The organism is Weeksella sp. HMSC059D05, from assembly GCF_001809725.1.
Classification (GTDB): domain Bacteria; phylum Bacteroidota; class Bacteroidia; order Flavobacteriales; family Weeksellaceae; genus Weeksella; species Weeksella virosa.
Map to the genome: position 1 here is coordinate 14554 of NZ_KV798544.1, position 16695 is coordinate 31248.

The following is a 16695-nucleotide window of genomic DNA, read 5'->3' on the forward strand; positions in this document are numbered from 1 at the left end:
ATATTTTTATAAATTTGCAAAAACACAAAAAATAAGACAATGCAAAAAGTATATTTGGACAATGCAGCCACTACGCAATTAGACCCAGCTGTTATAGAGGAAATGGTTCATGCCATGAAAAATGTTTACGGAAACCCATCTTCAACCCACATTTTTGGTAGAGAAGCAAAAGCATTACTCGAATTGTCGCGAAAGAAAATTGCTTCTTTTATCAATGTAAGTCCAGCCGAAATATACTTTACTTCTTCGGGAACAGAATCCAATAATACCGTAATCCGTTCTTGTGTAAAAGATTTGGGTGTCGAGAGAATTATTACAACTTCTATCGAGCATAAGTGCGTGCAAGAAACCATAAAAGAATTAGAATCTACCCTAAAAGTAGAAGTTATACGACTTAATCTAGATGAAAAAGCTCGTATAGATTACAATCAGTTTTCGGAGTTAATTACAGATCAATCTAAAAAAACCTTGGTCTCGTTGATGCATGCTAATAATGAAATAGGGAATCTTCTAAATATTGAGCTTATCAGCAAATTATGCCAAGAAAACAATGCTCTTTTTCATACAGACACCGTCCAGACCGTTGGTCACTATCCATTAGATTTCGAAGCTTTAGGAATAGACTTTGCATCGTGTTCAGCACATAAAATTCATGGTCCAAAAGGTAGTGGATTTTTATATGCCAAAAAGTCTACGCATATAAAACCTCTAATCACCGGTGGCGGACAAGAGAGAAATATGCGTTCGGGAACCGAAAATGTATATGGTATAGTAGGTTTGGCAAAAGCGCTGGAATTGTGCGTAGAAAACATGGATCAATATCAAAAAAAGATCAAAGATCTGAAAGCATATGCAATGGACGAACTGAAAAAAGAAATTCCTACTATCGAGTTCAATGGTTTGAGTGATGATTTGGATGAAAGTCTTTATACTGTTTTGAGTCTTAAGTTGCCTTTTCAAGATTCGTTAATCGGTTTCGAGCTTGAGTTGGCTGGGATCGCTGTTTCTCAAGGGAGTGCGTGTAGTTCCGGTGCAGCAACAGCTTCGAGCGTAATGTCTGCAATTTACAGTGAAGATGAATTACAAAATTTCACGCCACTTCGGGTTTCATTTAGCCATTTCAATACCAAAGATGACATTGATATTTTAGTGAAAAAATTAAAATCTATTGCCGAAAAACATCTCAATGTAGAAGCTTAAAAATATAAGTTGAATCAAATCAATATCTTAGACCTCCTTTTAGGATTGTTTTTAGTGATAGGAGCTATTCGAGGTTATTCGAGAGGTTTTATAGCTCAATTGGTGGGTTTTTTTGGTTTTTTTATAGCACTTTTTATTAGCCTAAAAGCCTATCACGGGATGGAAATTTTCTTGCAATCTGTTGATTGGATTTCCGAAAGTTTCATTTCTTTATTAGCAATATTACTTACTTTTGCCCTAATTCTTCTCACCATAAGAATAGTATCTACATTGGTGCAAAAATCTATACAGACGATTGGTTTGGGATTTGTCAATCGACTTGCTGGCGCGGTTTTAGGAGTAGTTATTTGCCTTATGATAAGCTCATCGTTTATGCATATTGTAAGTCCGATTGGAAGCATATTTTTTCCAGAAATCAAAAAAAATAGTCTCTTATTAGAACCGTTAACACAAGCAAGCGAACATATAAAAATTCTTTGGTCTGATCACAAAGATAGTTTAGAAAACATATCAAAAAACAAAGAAATCATCGACCATCCTAGCATAAAAAAGAGATAACACCATCCTAAAACAATATTTCTCAAGAAAGTAAAGTATATATGTGGACAATCGTATCAAAATATTTTCTCAACAAAAATGTCGTTGCGATGGCTATTTTCCCATTTATCATTGTACGAGAAGCGAAAACAAAAAACAATCTACGCACCATGAACCATGAGACAATTCATCTTGTGCAACAAGTAGAATTACTTTGGTTTATTTTTTTCGTGTGGTATTTAGCAGAATTTACAATCCGATTATGCATCACACGAAATGCATCTGAAGCATACAGAACGATCTCTTTCGAAAGAGAAGCTTATGAAAATGATGATAATTTAGACTATCTAAAGACAAGAAAATTTTATTCTTTTATAAAATACTTATAATGCATTGGCCCGAACAAAAAGCCGAAATACATACCATCAACCTCTCGCTTTTATCATATAAAAACATACATTTATCCATCCTACGAGAAGATACTTTGCATCCTACCATTTCGGGGAACAAGTATCGAAAACTAAAATATAACCTATTAGAAGCAAATCGCTTAGGTATAAAAAAAATATTAACTTTTGGAGGAGCATTCTCTAATCATATTGCTGCAACTTCGGCTGCAGGAGCCGAGTTTGGCTTTGAAACCATCGGGATTATACGAGGCGACGAATTGGCTAGGAAAAAAGAACTAAACCCTACTTTGCAGCTAGCCCAAGAAAATGGTATGAGCTTGAAATTTATAGATCGCACCACTTACCGCAATAAAACATCTCAGTCTTTTCTAGAAGAGTTGCAACAAGAATTTGGTAAAGTGTATATAATACCTGAAGGCGGCACCAACTCATTCGCTGTAAAAGGCTGTGAAGAAATAATCGACGAGCGTATGCGAGATTTTCAATATATATGCTGCCCTGTCGGGACAGCCGGAACAATCAGCGGAATCATCAAAACACTGAATAACAATCAAATAGCTTTAGGATTTCCAGCACTAAAAAACGCTCACTTTTTGCACAATGAAATCAAAAAATATACGTTATCTACTAATTATGAGTTAATTAATGATTTTCATTTTAATGGATACGCAAAAATTTCGGAAGAATTAATTAAATTTGTAAAAACGTTGTACCAACAAACAAACATTCCTTTAGATTTGGTGTACACAGGAAAAATGCTATTTGGATTATTTTCTATGATCGAAAATGATTGTTTCTTACCCGGTACAAATATTCTTGCTATCCACACAGGAGGCTTGCAAGGCAACAAAGGGATGGGTTTGGATTTTGACGAATGAAAAATATACGCATGAAAAAACTTATAATCTTTTTTGGTTTAGTGGCTACTTCTGCTACTTACGCACAAAATACACGCGACATAGACTATATACGTAAGCATGCGCTCTTAGCGGTAAAAGAACAAGCCTTGTATAATATTCCTGCAAGTATTACCCTTTCGCAAGGTCTTATAGAAACTGGTGGCGGGCAAAGCAGATTAGCTAATCAAGCCTATAATCATTTTGGTATAAAATGCAAGGCTGAATGGACTGGAGATAAAATTTATCATGACGATGACGCAAAAGGAGAATGTTTCCGAGCTTATGCAACGGTTGAGGATAGTTATCGAGATCATTCGAAATTTTTAGCAGAGCGACCATACTATAAAAATCTTTTCACCTTATCGGTTACCGACTACAAAGGCTGGGCATATGGTCTGAAAAAAGCAGGATATGCAACCAATCCGAGATACCCTAACATGCTGATTTCTAAAATAGAACAATACAACTTACAGCAATTTGATTTGATAAAAGAAGAAGATGTGTATGCAAAATTGGTAAGTCTTTATGGGCATTTCGATGCTCCTGAGGGAGGTTATTGGGTTAGCAGTAACAGCAATCCCAGTAAAAACACAAAAACAAGAATTACCCAAGAAAATAAAAAAGAAGAAAAAACGCAGACAATCAAAGAAGATGAAGCTATTCGGGTTATTTTAGCTTCGAACACTAATACGATCAAAGATAAAAAACACAACACTTCTGCAGCTATTCAACCAAAAGAAGAATTAAATCAAAGAGAACGCAATATTATTTTCAATAGTCAGCCAGAACTTCCTTCTTTACGTATGAAAAATCATCCCAACAACATACAATATGTTGTAGTGAAAAACGGAGAGACACTTGGATCGCTGGCGAAAATGTACAATACTGCACCTTCTAAATTAGCCCAATACAACGAAATTACCTTAGGATCTACCCTGCAAGAAGGTCAGATAATATTCTTTGGTATGAAAAAGACAAAAGGCACACAAGAGACTTATCAAGTGCGAGAAGGTGAAGATATGTATACGATTTCTCAGAAATTTGGGATAAAAGTAAACAATCTCTACAGAATCAATCGCATGGAGCCAGGAACACAACCAAAAGCAGGACAAATGCTAAGTCTGAAAAAAAGAATTAAAGCATAGACGACCAACCTTCCTTTTTTTTGGGAGGTTTTTTTTATGCTTTATATTCACGAAATTTGTTTACAAAAAATATACATATGATTTATCAAAGAAGTAGCGCTTTATTCAAAGAAGCACAAAATTATATCCCGGGTGGAGTAAACTCTCCTGTAAGGGCTTTTAAATCGGTTGGTGGAACACCTCTCTTCATCAAAAAAGCTAAGGGTGCCTATCTCACCGATGAAGATAACAGAAGTTATATAGACTATATCAATTCGTGGGGACCAATGATTTTGGGGCATACACACCCAAAAGTTCTTGCCGCTACAACAGAGCAATTGAAATCTGGTTTTTCTTTTGGGACACCAACAGAGCTAGAAACCGAAATCGCTCGATTGATTATTAGTTTAGTTCCGAATATAGACCAAATCAGAATGGTAAATTCTGGTACAGAAGCGTGTATGTCTGCGATTCGTTTAGCAAGAGGCTATACCAACCGAGATAAAATCATCAAATTTGAGGGTTGTTATCATGGGCATTCGGATTCTTTTCTCATCAAAGCTGGTTCCGGAGCAATAACTTTTGGCAATCCGAATTCACCAGGTGTTACACAAGGAACAGCCAAAGACACCTTATTAGCAAAGTACAACAACTTGGCATCAGTAGAACAAATATTCGAGGAAAATAAAGACCACATTGCTGCTATTATCATCGAGCCAGTTGCAGGCAATATGGGCTGTATTCTACCCGATCCAGAATTCTTAAAAGGACTGAAATCTTTGTGCGAAAAAAATAAAACTTTATTGATTTTTGACGAAGTAATGACAGGTTTCCGTCTTGACATTGCTGGAGCACAAAAAAGATTAGGGATTGATGCAGATATTGTTACTTTTGGTAAAGTAATTGGAGGTGGATTTCCGGTAGGAGCTTTCGCTGCACGCAAAGAAATTATGGACTTTCTTGCACCCAATGGCCCAGTCTATCAGGCCGGAACCTTGAGTGGAAATCCAATTGCAATGCGCGCTGGTTTTACGACACTCAACCTTCTGAAAGATGATTTGGATTTGTATAAACGAATCGATCTTGCAACCGAAACATTAACCAAAGAAATAAAAGCAATTCTTACCGAAAAAGGCATTGCTCATCAGGTAAACCAATTAGGCTCTATGATGTCTGTTTTCTTTGCAGAACACAAAGTAAATGATTTTGATACAGCACAAAAAGCAAATCATACCCTCTTCAATAAATTCTTTCATCATATGTTAGAAAACGGGGTTTATATTGCACCTTCTGGGTATGAAACATGGTTTATTTCCGACGCAATAAAGCAACCAGAGATAGACAAAACACTGGAAGCTGTGCGGTCTTTTTCTATGTAAGAAATACTAAATGTTGCAATAAAAAAATCGTTTCAATACCGGAACGATTTTTTTCTTTATCAATTTAACTTATATAATAGCTACAGGACGCTTGTTTTCGTTAATGGCAACCAAAGTAAAGGTGCCTGTTATGGCCAACTCAGAGCCTTCTCTATACATACTCTCAATAAAAACTTCTATAAAAACCTTCATACTGGTCCTCCCTATTTCGGCAACTTTACCAACCACTTTTACGATTGTACCACTCGGTATAGAATGTTCGAAATTTATTTTATCACTTGAAACCGTAACGATAGGTTTTCTACTAAAACGAGTTGCCGTAAGGAAAGCTACTTCATCCATATAACTTAAGACTGTCCCACCAAACATAGTGTTGTGGTGATTGGTGTCTCCAGGGAAAACAGCTTTGTAGACAACGGTTTCAGCATTTTTTACTCTCTTTTGTAAGGCATCATCTTTTGACCATTCTTCAGATGTTATTTTATTTTTACGTTGCTTATCTTGTTCATACTTTTGTTCGATCAACAAAAAAACATCTTGCGTAATCTTCCCTTCTTGCAAAGATTCTTTTGCTTGTAGGTATTCTTCTTTGGTTATCATATGTTTAATTTTTTCTAATGAATTATGTAGGATTTAATCTACAAAAACTTTATCCCAAACGGATATCCGAAAAGAAACAAAAGAAATAAAACGAATATAAAATTTTTGCATAGTATTGATTATTAACACCCTATCATGCTTCGATGAATGAAGGTTTAGCCTCAATCGCGATAGCATTTAATACTTAAAAAAGACCTGACTTAGAAGAAAAATTCATCACAGTTGCGCGACAGTTCAGGATTCCCACCTGATTCCATTTTAAGCTGGGCAAAAATACAATTAATCTTCTCATCGTACCAAAACAAACCTGAATATTTTTCCTTATTCTTGGCAATGTAATTGATATTGACCTATATGCTTCTTTATTTTTTTATAAAAATTATTTTTATGATAAGAAAACTTCATCGTTTTGGTTTAGTTTTTATTGCATTTTTGGCAGGAATTACTTTCCTTTATTTGGCTACAGAATATATTCTCTCTAGAAAAACTGTTTTACCAAAGGAAACCGATAAGCCCACAAAACTAATATTCATTCGATCGAACAAGGTACATACAGATTTTGTGCTTCCGGTAGAAACTTCTCAAATCAATTGGGCAAAATTATTCCCCTATACAGATACAAAAGGAAAAGATACGCATTTCGAATATGTTGGAATTGGATGGGGAGATAAAGGATTTTACCTAGATACCCCAGAATGGAAGGACCTGAAACCATCAACAGCTTTTGTAGCAGCTACCGGTTTGGGTGAAGCTGCATTGCATGTTACTTATTATAAAGACATGAAAGAAGATGAATTAACACGGGCTATATGGGTTTCTGATGCACAATACCAATCCATTATCAACTCGATAAAAGAAACAATAATCTGGCAAAATAATCATCCTATATACATCGAGACAAATGCACAATATGGCGAAGATGATGCTTTCTATGAAGCCAATGGTAAATATAGTATTTTCTATACTTGTAATACATGGACCAATAACGTACTAAAAAAAGCTGGATTAAAAGCTTCGTTTTGGGCTGCTTTTGATGATGGTTTAATGAGTCAATATCCATAAAAATATTCCTCATAGTGTAAACAAAGTTGTTATTATTCATGAGCACCTCAGAAAATACTTTCTAAAAACCACTAAAAGGCACAACTTTTGGATATAGCAATACATATAAAATACAGAAATAATGCAAACAAACAGATTATCAAAAACAATAGAAAAAGCACTAAACAATCAAGTAACCACAGAGGCTTTTTCATCTCAAATGTATCTAATGTTGGCTTGTTGGGCAGATGAACAAAAGCTAGATGGCATAAAAGATTTTATGATGAAACATTCGCAAGAAGAACGAGTTCATATGGCAAAAATTATAGAATATATACAAGAAAGAGGAGGAACTGTAACTATTGAAGCCATCGAAAAGCCAGAGCCACAACCCAAAAATATTTTAGAATGTTTTGAAGCCGTTCTCCAACAAGAAATCGACAATACAACTGCCATCTACAAGATTGTGAAAATGAGCATGGAAGAAGAGGATTGGGCTACATGGAATTTCATGCAATGGTTAGTGAATGAACAAAGAGAAGAAGAAAAATTAGCACTAGATTTACTCGATAAAGTCAAACTAGCTGGTGGAGCCAAAATGTCTGATACTGCAAGATTCGAGCTTAACAATATTATTAGAAATACTGGACAAGAATTTCCAGTAGCCGATGATGTAAACCCTTTGGAGTAGACTGATAAAACAACTGAACGAATTTAACAAAGGTTGGAGAGAAATCTCCTATCTTTGTTTTTATGGATAAAAAGACAGTCTTTTTCATTGGTTTGGTCTGGCCAGAACCTACTTCTTCTGCTGCTGGATGGCGAATAATACAATTGATAGAGCTTTTCCTACAATTCGATTATAAAGTGATCTTTGGTTCATCTGCCCAGAAATCTGATTATTCTTTCCCTTTAAACTCTCTTTCGGTAGAAGAAATACAACTTAGTCTAAACGACGCAAGCTTTGATGATTATATCAAGCAACTTTTGCCAGATATTGTGGTGTATGATCGTTTTATAACCGAAGAACAATTTGGTTGGCGAGTAAAAGAATTTAGCCCAAAAAGTATCCAGATTTTAGATACTGAAGATTTGCATTTTCTCCGCGAAGCTCGAACCGAAGCATATAAAAATAAGACTACTGTTTCGCTTTTCCCCTTATCCACACTGGCTAAAAGAGAATTGAGCAGTATTTATCGATCTGATCTTAGTCTAATAATATCTGAAAAAGAAGAAAAACTACTAACAGAGCAATTTAACATTCCACCTGAACTACTCTTTTATTTACCTTTTTTAGAAAAACTCAACAAAACTGAATACCTACCCAATTTCCATGAACGGAGTAATTTCTGTTTCATTGGTAATTTTATGCACTTACCAAATTACGAAACAGTGAAAATCATAAAAAAAAATTGGCCAACTATCAGAAAACAACTACCCAAAGCAGAAATGCATATATACGGAGCGTATTGCACAAAAAAAGTACAACAATTGAAACAACCCAAAGAAGGACTTTATGTTTTAGGCAGAACAGAAAACTCACAAAAAATGATGCAAAATTATCGAATTCTCCTTGCACCCATTCCTTTCGGAGCCGGACTGAAAGGGAAGTTTATTGATGCAATGCATGCCGGCACACCCTCGGTGACCAGCCCTATAGGAGCTGAAGGAATTTGTGATGACGATTGGCCTGGTTATTTTTTGGATGAAAATGATACCTACCAAAATCTAATAAACTTATACCTAGATGAAAAACTGTGGCACGAAAAACAAACATTAGGATATCAGCTTTTGAAACAAAAATTTGATCTAAATCTTTGGAGTTGCATTTTTAAAGAAAAAATTGACGATATTTCTAACAATATTCTCTCCTACCGAAATCAAAATATTGTAGGAACCTTGATGCAACAACAAGGATTGATGGCTACAAAATATCTGTCGAAATGGATCGAGGAAAAAAATAAATAAACGAAATCTACCCCTATGAAATCACTAGAAATAATTTTATTTATCCTTTTAACTTGTTCTATTCTCGTACTTCTATTGACGTTCTTTACATGGAAAAAAAACTATTTATCACCAAAAGAATATCAGTCTTTGAAAGATGACATCAAAACATCTGAAATTGAAAATTCTTATCTGAAAGAAAAAATCAACGAATTAGAAAACTCAATAAATAGTTTAAATAATCTACACAATAATCTGATTAACAAAAATATAGAAAATAAACTCCAAGCCGAAAATCTTAAAACTAAAGTAGGAAATTATTTAGAACAAATAGATCGTTTGCAAATTGATTTGTATGAAAAAGAAGAACAATTGGATTGGTTGAAGAAAGAAAAATTACTTTGGATTACAGAAAAATCGACATTAGAAGCAGAGAAAAAAAGCTTGCATGAAAAGCAGATTGAACAACAAAAATATTTTGAAGAATTACAACAAAAAGCTAAACTAGAATTTGAGCAATTGGCACAAAAAATATTGGAAGATAAAAGTGTGAAATTCAAAAATGAAAATTTTCAATCATTAGAAACTTTACTAAAACCTTTTCAGGAAGAAATTAGCTCATTCAGACAAAAAGTGAATGAAACATATGACAAGGAATCAAAGGAACGATTTTCTCTTTCAGATCGAATCAAAGAATTGGTACAGCAAACTAATTTGGTGAGCGAACAAGCCAATAATTTGGTCAATGCATTGAAAGGACAAACAAAACAACAAGGAAATTGGGGCGAAATGATTCTTGAGAGAATCTTGGAACAATCTGGTTTGGTACGCGATCGAGAATATTTTGTACAACAAACGATCAACGATGAGTACGGCAAACAACTTCGTCCTGATGTTTTGATTCAATTACCCGACGAACGAATAATCATTGTCGACTCTAAAGTTTCCCTCAATGCTTACGAACGTTTTTGTTCGACTGAAGATGTAGAAGAACAACAGAATCAACTGAATTTACATGTCTTGGCAATCAAAAAACATATACAAGACCTGAGTGAGAAATCGTACGATGATTTGACACAATCGCTAGATTTTGTGATGATGTTTTTACCGATAGAACCTGCTTATTTACTGGCAATGCAATCCGATCATGAGCTTTGGAGATATGCCTATGAAAAACGAATTCTTTTGGTAAGTCCTACAAATTTGATTGCAAGCCTAAAATTAATCGCCGATTTATGGAAAAAAGATTTACAAAATAAGAATGCAATTGAAATTGTGAATCAAGGAACAAAATTGCACGACAAGTTTGTGAATTTTATCCAAGATTTAGAAGACATTGGTAAAGCTTTAGGAGCTTCGCAAAATGCGTACGAAAATGCCTTCAAAAAACTAAGCACAGGCCGAGGAAACCTTATCAACCAGGTGGATAGAATGCGAAAATTGGGAGTAAAAACCAAAAAACAACTTCCTGATTATTTATTAGAAAATGATGATAAAGTGAATGAGATTGAACATAAAAACTCATAAAATGGCTCAAAAAACCAATGCAATTCGTTTATTAGATGTACACAAAATATCATATAAACTGCGAGAATATCCTACCAATATACCCGACATTAGTGCAAAAGGAGTTGCCGACTATTTATCAGTTCCATTAGATACAATCTACAAAACTTTGGTGCTCGAAGATGATAAAAAAGAACATTTAGTTGTGGTGATTGCTGGGAATGCACAAGTCGATTTTAAGAAAATTGCTAAACTTATCGGACGAAAAAAAGTAGAACTTTTACCACAAAAACATCTTTTTGGGTTGACTGGTTACGTTCATGGAGGTTGCTCTCCTATTGGCATGAAGAAAAAATTGCCAACTTTTATAGATCAATCAGCAAAAAAGCTGGATACAATTACAGTAAGTGGTGGAAAAATTGGCCTACAGTTACTTATCAACCCAACTGATTTAGCCAACTTTTTGGATGCACCTTTTACAGCTATTGCCATCTAATTCACGGTATCTTCTACATATTTATTGGTTGCAGCATGCAGACCGAATAAGAACATGATTACAATACAAACGGCTAAAAAGTAAAAAGACATACGCCAAGAAGAATCCCAATCATGTAGTCTCTCAAAAATTGGTGGTCCAAATGTTGCAACTAAATATCCTACAGACTGTACTAATCCTGAAACTTTGATAGCAACAGCACTTAATCTGGTTCGCACAGAGAAGAACAAAGTTGATAAAATAAACACTAACCCGTTTGCATTATTACTGCAAAGTATTTAACTATAATAAAATAACGATTGGATACCCATAAAAAACTAATATTCCACGCATGAGAAAAGCGGAAAAGATTTAGGTTTAAGTGTAGAACGGGTAATTTACCCGAAAGATTATTGATTTTGGTAAAAAGCAACTCTAATCCGATTACCAACAAAGCTAACAAACCTGAAATCAACCAAATACCCATCGAAGTTTTCCACCTAAAACCAGTCCATTTGCCAATCTTTGTGCCATAGCCTGACGCAAAAGCAGCTGTAAAATTCGTGGCAACGGCGAAAATACCGGTCATTAGACCAATATGTTTAGGAAATCTATTTTTTGATATAACCTGGTGGAATCACATTTCCGATACAAATCCCTACTCCTATCAAAATAGAACCGAAATACAAAGTATTTATCGTTCCGAAAACACATAGAAAAAGTTCAAAACACAGAATAATTAACGCATAGAATAAGGAGTGAATGATAACTAATTTTTGAGAAAATCGACTAATCAAAACCGAAAAACCTGCAAACATATGAAGACCGGCGATTTTTCATAAAGATTGAATACTTTTTTCTATCGGCACAAAAATAGGCCTAATAATTTAGTTTATTTTGCCATTTTTTTTTACCAACAAATTTTTACCAGTAATGCAAAAGCGAACGACCGATTTTACCCAAACAACTGTACGCTAAATTGCAGATTTTTACGTAATTTTGGTTTCTCATGATTGCAGAAAAAATTTATTCTTTCGTAGAAGAAAATTATGGTCAGAAAGCCGCAAACTCTTTAGAAAAATTAGCAGAAAGTGGCTCGAATAGAAGTTATTATCGTTTTTGGGATGAGAACGGTTCTAAAATTCTTACCTATTCTTCGGATGTTGCTGAGAATAAAACCTTTTTCTATTTCACTCAATTACTCGATCGAGTGTATCCAGAAATTGCACCTAAGGTTTATCAAATTAATACAGACAAAGACTTGTATATTCAAGAAGATTTAGGGACGACTTCTTTGATGGATTTGGTGAAAGAAAACTCACCTGATGTCGATAATTTATACCGAAAAGTTATCACAAAACTCATCGAATGTCAGCTTGGGCTACATCAACTAATTGATTATAACCGTTGTTATAGTTATCAAGATTTCGATCAGGTTTTGTCTTTACGAGATTTATTTCAATTTAAGTTTTATTTTCTAGACGCTTTATCTATCCCATTCACCCCTAATGCTTTACTACATGATTTCGAAAAGTTTTCTCTTGATTTCGAAAGGCTCGAGCCCAAAGGATTTATATTCAGAGATTTCCAGTCGAGAAATATCATGATTAAGCAAAACACACCTATGTTTATCGATTACCAGGGAGGATTAAAGGGGCCGATATTGTATGATTTGGTATCACTGATTTGGCAAGCTAAAGCCAATTTTTCTGATCAGAAAAAAACAAATTTATTACACGAATATTTGCAACAACTGAGAATTTTTCGGTCAGATTACACCAATGAAATGTTATACGAAACGTATCATTATTGTGTGGTTATACGTGTTTTACAAACCCTAGGCGCATATGGTTTACGAGGACTTATCGAGCGTAAACCGCACTTTTTAGACAGTATCCAGTTTGGGTTAGAGAACCTGAAGAAGATTGTCGACTTTCCAATCCTAAAAAAATATCCGGCACTTTTATCAATAATTCATCAATCGACTTTGCCCGAAACCACTTATCAAATAAAACAAATAATTCATGGTCACACCACTCAACATTAATGTAAGAAGCTTTTCATATAAAAGAGAAATCCCCAAAGATTCTTCTGGAAACGGCGGAGGATTTGTATTCGACTGTCGAGGAATTCTCAATCCAGGTCGATTCGATCAATATAAAACTTTAACAGGTCGCGATCAGGAAGTGATAACTTTTCTAGAAGAGAAAACCAAAGCTCCTGTATTTTTAGAAGGCGTAAAAAAAGTGATTAGTATTTCTATCGAAGATTATATCGACCGAAATTTCAACAATTTAGAAATAAACTTTGGTTGTACTGGTGGACAACACCGCTCGGTGTATTGTGCCGATCAGATAGCAATGTATATCAAAACGCATTATCCAAGTGTACAGGTGAATGTGCAGCATATAGTCCAAGAAGAAAAAAACTGGATCAATCTTCCTTATTAATTTTTATATTATTATTTTGAAATGAAAGCCATGTTATTCGCCGCTGGTTTGGGCACTCGTTTACAGCCGTTTACCTTGTCGCATCCTAAAGCTTTGGCAGTAGTCAATAATCAAACACTGTTGCAGCGAAATTTAACCTACCTCCAACAAAACGGGATAGATGAAGTGGTGATCAATACACATCATTTTGCCGAACAGATAGAAAAATATCTCGAAGAAAATGAATGTTTTGGTATGAAAATCCGATTGATTTTCGAAAAAGATATATTAGAAACTGGTGGTGGTTTGCTCAACGCTAGAGAATACTTCACAGAAGATTTTGTAGTGATGAATGCGGATATTCTAACGAAATTCTCACTAAAAAAATTGATCGACTTTCACCAGAAGTACAAGCCAATTGCTAGTTTAGCAGTAAGCAAAAGAAGCTCGTCTCGGAAATTGCTTTTTACAGAAGAAATGCGATTACAAGGTTGGCGAAATCTAACAACTGAGGAAGATATCATCGTTAATCCAAGGCTAAAACTGCACGAATACGCTTTTAGTGGCATACATATTTTACGATCAGATATTTTTGACAAAATTACCGAAGAAGGAAAATTTTCGATCATGAAAAGCTATATGCGTTTGATGAAAGAAAACTACATTTTAGGATACGATCATACAGGTGATTACCTTATCGATGTCGGAAAACCACAAAGTATTTTAGAGGCCGAAAAATATTTCAGATAAAAAAATCTATTCTAAGTATACTTTTCGTATTGGTTTTATAAAAATTGCGATCAGGATTACGGTTAAGATTGTCATACTACCACCGAAAATAATTGCTGGGACCAACCCTAAAATTGTTGCCGCTACCCCACTCTCTAAAGCGCCTAATTCATTGGATGAGCTAACGAAAATAGAGTTAACGGAAGAAACTCTCCCTTTTAGGTTTTCGGGTGTTTTGAGTTGTAGAATACTTTGTCTTATCACCATGGATATTGCATCGAAACAGCCTGCCAACATTAAAACAATAAAACATAGCACAAGGTTTCTCATCAAACCAAAAGAAATAATCGATAAACCGTATAAACCGATAGTACCTAATAGTTTTGGCCCAACGTTTCCTCTGAGTAATGATGGGATAAAAGACAAAAGCAGTAGCATAATGAGCGAGCCAATTCCGTGTGCAGAGCGCAATAAACCGAAAGTTTCTGAGCCTTGATTCAGAACTTTATTTACAAAAGCGGGCAATAGAGATTCTGCACCACCAAAGAAAACGGCAAACATATCTAAGCTAAGAACAGCCAAAATAATGGGAGAAGCCCAGATAAACTTCAGTCCTTCCTTTATACGCTGCCAAGGGCTTTCTTCTGATAATTCTTCTGATTTTTGAGATGGTTTTGTCGAAATCAATAAACACATTATCATAGAAAGCACCATCATCGAGAAGGCAGAAATTAGTGTAATTTCTATTCCATAATGCGCCAATATTACCCCGCCTGCCAAGGGACCGAGAACAGACCCAATCATGAAAGCGGAAGACGAAATTGGGATTGCCTTGGTATAATTTTCTTTGCACACGACCAAAGCTAATAAAGCAAACAGTGCCGGTCCGCTAAAAGCTCTTGTTAGGCCTAATACAAAAAAACAAAAGTAACAAAGTGCCAAATAGTAATTGATCCCTAGATGGTTTCTAACGGTTGGAAAATGTATTATCATTAATAAAAAAGAAATGAGCATATAGGTAGCAATGGAAAGAATGAGAATCTTTCGTTTATCGATTTTATCCACCAATTGTCCTGCATAGAATGCGGTAAGCAATATGGGTGCAAACTCGAACAAGCCGATGAGACCTAGAAAAATTTCTTTTCTGGTAACTTCGAAAATTTCATAAGCCACCGATGTACTTTGCATAAAAAGAGCAAAGATGAGTGCAAAACGCAAAAATATGAATGGAATGAATTCTTTATTTTTCCAGATGGAAATATTTTTCTTTTGAGCTGTCATTCTAATCTATTAATAGGCAAATGTACAGTGAATTTCTTCAAAAAAAAGATTAATTATGATGAGTAAAATGTTTGCTTTATTTATTTGTTTTTTAGATATCCAATTACAGTTTCTGTTATATAACAATTTCATCAAAAAAAATTATAGAAACAAGAAAAACTTAACAATTATTTGCTAAGTTTTTTCTTTCCACACAGTGGCTCTATAATATCGCACCCATACCTTTGTTTTTATGGTCTCTTAAAAACCACTCTAGTGAAATTATTATTTCTTTTTCTATATTTTTTTATAATCCGGCTGGTGCAGTACCAAAAACTCGATTTCCTCCATTAAAATTTACGACATGATCGTTCAATACATTCACCAAAGAGTTGTTGATTATTAGACAAGTGATTTCCCAAGTTCCGTTGATTTTAGTGTTCAGATCAGTTGCTATTCGTCTTAGCGAACCACCTGCGAAATCGGCATGCAATACCCATTCTAATTTATTTGTAGTTTCGTTTCGTTTCATTCTACTTGCATATACTTGGAATGGATTGTAGCCTGTAAAAGCATTTGCATTGGCATTATTTTTATCCTTATATTCAATTAAGTTATTGCTATATAATGTTACTCCTTGGCTACCATTAGGATCATAAAATCTAGAACCAATTACGGCAACGGTATATTTATCCGAGTCGATACCTGTAAAATAACTTTCTACCCAATCTCCATCTACATTACTTAGTTTAAAAGTTATGATATTCATAGGTGCATTTGTATGATCTTGCCCTGTATTCCCTACGATTTTTAGCTCTCCTGTGATATTGTTTCTCACCACAGGAGAAAAGCCCGTTTTATCCTCTGTATAGCTCGCCTCACCTACAATTACATTACCTTGTACGTCTAGTGTGGCTTGGGGATTATCGGTATTGACCCCCATTTGTGCTTGGAGCGATAAGATAGAACTCCTAACAAGAGAAAAGAAAATTTCTTCATACTCAATATGATTTTTAAAAAATTTGTGCATATTTAACATTTTTTCTCTAAAAATCAGGTAAAATGACATGTTTTTTATCAATAAAACTCAAATAATGACTTTTCCCCTTACATTGTAAGTATATTTTTTTCGATAATTAAAAAGCAATTTCTAAACGAA

The 16695-nt window shown here is 34.7% G+C and carries 19 protein-coding genes and 1 riboswitch; of the genes, 14 read left to right on the top strand and 5 right to left on the bottom strand.

What is annotated here, in order from left to right; translation table 11 throughout:
• Positions 1-39: 39 nt before the first annotated feature.
• The 6 genes from HMPREF2660_RS06435 to hemL all read left to right on the top strand — a co-directional run bounded on the left by HMPREF2660_RS06435 (position 40) and on the right by hemL (position 5549).
• The gene (locus tag HMPREF2660_RS06435; RefSeq protein ID WP_070486214.1) at positions 40-1200 is read left to right on the top strand and encodes a cysteine desulfurase family protein; all 1161 of its coding nucleotides are present in this window, start codon (positions 40-42) and stop codon (positions 1198-1200) included.
• Positions 1201-1209: 9 nt separating this feature from the next.
• Positions 1210-1758 (top strand): CvpA family protein, encoded by a 549-nt coding sequence (locus tag HMPREF2660_RS06440; RefSeq protein ID WP_083299083.1) that lies wholly within the window; start codon positions 1210-1212, stop codon positions 1756-1758.
• A 41-nt stretch (positions 1759-1799) separates the two neighbouring features.
• Complete coding sequence (locus tag HMPREF2660_RS06445; RefSeq protein WP_070486218.1) at positions 1800-2126, top strand: hypothetical protein; 327 nt, start codon at positions 1800-1802, stop codon at positions 2124-2126.
• Entirely contained in the window at positions 2126-3025 is a 900-nt protein-coding gene (locus tag HMPREF2660_RS06450; protein ID WP_013598982.1) for a 1-aminocyclopropane-1-carboxylate deaminase/D-cysteine desulfhydrase, read from the top strand. Before HMPREF2660_RS06445 ends, HMPREF2660_RS06450 begins: the two co-directional genes overlap by 1 nt.
• A gap of 11 nt (positions 3026-3036) precedes the next feature.
• Positions 3037-4191, top strand: a complete 1155-nt coding sequence (locus HMPREF2660_RS06455; RefSeq protein ID WP_013598981.1) for a glucosaminidase domain-containing protein — start codon at positions 3037-3039, stop codon at positions 4189-4191.
• 77 nt (positions 4192-4268) lie between these two features.
• On the top strand, positions 4269-5549 hold the full coding sequence (gene hemL, locus HMPREF2660_RS06460; RefSeq protein ID WP_070486281.1) for a glutamate-1-semialdehyde 2,1-aminomutase: 1281 nt from the start codon (positions 4269-4271) through the stop codon (positions 5547-5549).
• 69 nt (positions 5550-5618) lie between these two features.
• On the opposite strand, the gene HMPREF2660_RS06465 is transcribed toward hemL, so the two are convergent.
• Entirely contained in the window at positions 5619-6029 is a 411-nt protein-coding gene (locus HMPREF2660_RS06465; protein WP_041942354.1) for an acyl-CoA thioesterase, read from the bottom strand.
• Positions 6030-6332: 303 nt separating this feature from the next.
• Positions 6333-6412: riboswitch (adenosylcobalamin (AdoCbl) riboswitch) on the bottom strand.
• 124 nt (positions 6413-6536) lie between these two features.
• Between HMPREF2660_RS06465 and HMPREF2660_RS06470 the strand changes: the two genes are divergently transcribed.
• From HMPREF2660_RS06470 to ybaK, 5 genes are all read left to right on the top strand, one after another.
• Positions 6537-7211 (top strand): TIGR02117 family protein, encoded by a 675-nt coding sequence (locus HMPREF2660_RS06470; protein WP_070486283.1) that lies wholly within the window; start codon positions 6537-6539, stop codon positions 7209-7211.
• 121 nt (positions 7212-7332) lie between these two features.
• A complete protein-coding gene (locus HMPREF2660_RS06475) occupies positions 7333-7881 on the top strand; it encodes a ferritin (protein ID WP_070486220.1) in 549 nt (182 codons plus the stop codon).
• A gap of 62 nt (positions 7882-7943) precedes the next feature.
• Positions 7944-9158, top strand: a complete 1215-nt coding sequence (locus HMPREF2660_RS06480; RefSeq protein WP_070486222.1) for a glycosyltransferase — start codon at positions 7944-7946, stop codon at positions 9156-9158.
• Positions 9159-9173: 15 nt separating this feature from the next.
• Entirely contained in the window at positions 9174-10664 is a 1491-nt protein-coding gene (gene rmuC / locus HMPREF2660_RS06485) for a DNA recombination protein RmuC (protein WP_013598975.1), read from the top strand.
• 1 nt (position 10665) lies between these two features.
• Entirely contained in the window at positions 10666-11139 is a 474-nt protein-coding gene (gene ybaK, locus HMPREF2660_RS06490; RefSeq protein WP_070486285.1) for a Cys-tRNA(Pro) deacylase, read from the top strand.
• Here the strand turns inward: ybaK and HMPREF2660_RS06495 are convergent.
• Positions 11136-11357: a hypothetical protein gene (locus HMPREF2660_RS06495; protein WP_126414817.1), complete on the bottom strand. Its 222-nt coding sequence runs from the start codon at positions 11355-11357 to the stop codon at positions 11136-11138. The two genes, ybaK and HMPREF2660_RS06495, sit on opposite strands and share 4 nt — an antisense overlap.
• Before the next feature lie 29 nt (positions 11358-11386).
• Positions 11387-11707: a hypothetical protein gene (locus HMPREF2660_RS06500; RefSeq protein ID WP_070486224.1), complete on the bottom strand. Its 321-nt coding sequence runs from the start codon at positions 11705-11707 to the stop codon at positions 11387-11389.
• Between the two features lie 420 nt (positions 11708-12127).
• Between HMPREF2660_RS06500 and HMPREF2660_RS06510 the strand changes: the two genes are divergently transcribed.
• Genes HMPREF2660_RS06510 through HMPREF2660_RS06520 form a run of 3 tightly spaced genes read left to right on the top strand, consistent with a single transcriptional unit; the run spans position 12128 to position 14297 of the window.
• Positions 12128-13165, top strand: coding sequence for an aminoglycoside phosphotransferase family protein (locus tag HMPREF2660_RS06510; RefSeq protein WP_041942160.1), 1038 nt, complete (start codon positions 12128-12130; stop codon positions 13163-13165).
• Positions 13143-13568 (top strand): RapZ C-terminal domain-containing protein, encoded by a 426-nt coding sequence (locus HMPREF2660_RS06515; protein ID WP_041942159.1) that lies wholly within the window; start codon positions 13143-13145, stop codon positions 13566-13568. Before HMPREF2660_RS06510 ends, HMPREF2660_RS06515 begins: the two co-directional genes overlap by 23 nt.
• A 21-nt stretch (positions 13569-13589) precedes the next feature.
• Positions 13590-14297, top strand: coding sequence for a nucleotidyltransferase family protein (locus HMPREF2660_RS06520; protein WP_041942158.1), 708 nt, complete (start codon positions 13590-13592; stop codon positions 14295-14297).
• Positions 14298-14303: 6 nt separating this feature from the next.
• Here HMPREF2660_RS06520 and HMPREF2660_RS06525 read toward each other — a convergent pair whose 3' ends face one another.
• Complete coding sequence (locus HMPREF2660_RS06525) at positions 14304-15557, bottom strand: MFS transporter (RefSeq protein ID WP_070486228.1); 1254 nt, start codon at positions 15555-15557, stop codon at positions 14304-14306.
• A gap of 286 nt (positions 15558-15843) precedes the next feature.
• Positions 15844-16566: a hypothetical protein gene (locus HMPREF2660_RS06530; RefSeq protein ID WP_141743563.1), complete on the bottom strand. Its 723-nt coding sequence runs from the start codon at positions 16564-16566 to the stop codon at positions 15844-15846.
• Positions 16567-16695 lie beyond the last annotated feature (129 nt).

Coding starts and splice junctions, on each gene's coding strand:
- HMPREF2660_RS06435 (WP_070486214.1), top strand. CDS start 40: ATGCAAAAAGTATATTTGGACAATGCAGCCACTACGCAATTAGACCCA.
- HMPREF2660_RS06445 (WP_070486218.1), top strand. CDS start 1,800: ATGTGGACAATCGTATCAAAATATTTTCTCAACAAAAATGTCGTTGCG.
- HMPREF2660_RS06450 (WP_013598982.1), top strand. CDS start 2,126: ATGCATTGGCCCGAACAAAAAGCCGAAATACATACCATCAACCTCTCG.
- HMPREF2660_RS06455 (WP_013598981.1), top strand. CDS start 3,037: ATGAAAAAACTTATAATCTTTTTTGGTTTAGTGGCTACTTCTGCTACT.
- hemL (WP_070486281.1), top strand. CDS start 4,269: ATGATTTATCAAAGAAGTAGCGCTTTATTCAAAGAAGCACAAAATTAT.
- HMPREF2660_RS06470 (WP_070486283.1), top strand. CDS start 6,537: ATGATAAGAAAACTTCATCGTTTTGGTTTAGTTTTTATTGCATTTTTG.
- HMPREF2660_RS06475 (WP_070486220.1), top strand. CDS start 7,333: ATGCAAACAAACAGATTATCAAAAACAATAGAAAAAGCACTAAACAAT.
- HMPREF2660_RS06480 (WP_070486222.1), top strand. CDS start 7,944: ATGGATAAAAAGACAGTCTTTTTCATTGGTTTGGTCTGGCCAGAACCT.
- rmuC (WP_013598975.1), top strand. CDS start 9,174: ATGAAATCACTAGAAATAATTTTATTTATCCTTTTAACTTGTTCTATT.
- ybaK (WP_070486285.1), top strand. CDS start 10,666: ATGGCTCAAAAAACCAATGCAATTCGTTTATTAGATGTACACAAAATA.
- HMPREF2660_RS06500 (WP_070486224.1), bottom strand. CDS start 11,707: ATGACCGGTATTTTCGCCGTTGCCACGAATTTTACAGCTGCTTTTGCG.
- HMPREF2660_RS06510 (WP_041942160.1), top strand. CDS start 12,128: ATGATTGCAGAAAAAATTTATTCTTTCGTAGAAGAAAATTATGGTCAG.
- HMPREF2660_RS06515 (WP_041942159.1), top strand. CDS start 13,143: ATGGTCACACCACTCAACATTAATGTAAGAAGCTTTTCATATAAAAGA.
- HMPREF2660_RS06520 (WP_041942158.1), top strand. CDS start 13,590: ATGAAAGCCATGTTATTCGCCGCTGGTTTGGGCACTCGTTTACAGCCG.
- HMPREF2660_RS06525 (WP_070486228.1), bottom strand. CDS start 15,557: ATGACAGCTCAAAAGAAAAATATTTCCATCTGGAAAAATAAAGAATTC.
- HMPREF2660_RS06530 (WP_141743563.1), bottom strand. CDS start 16,566: ATGCACAAATTTTTTAAAAATCATATTGAGTATGAAGAAATTTTCTTT.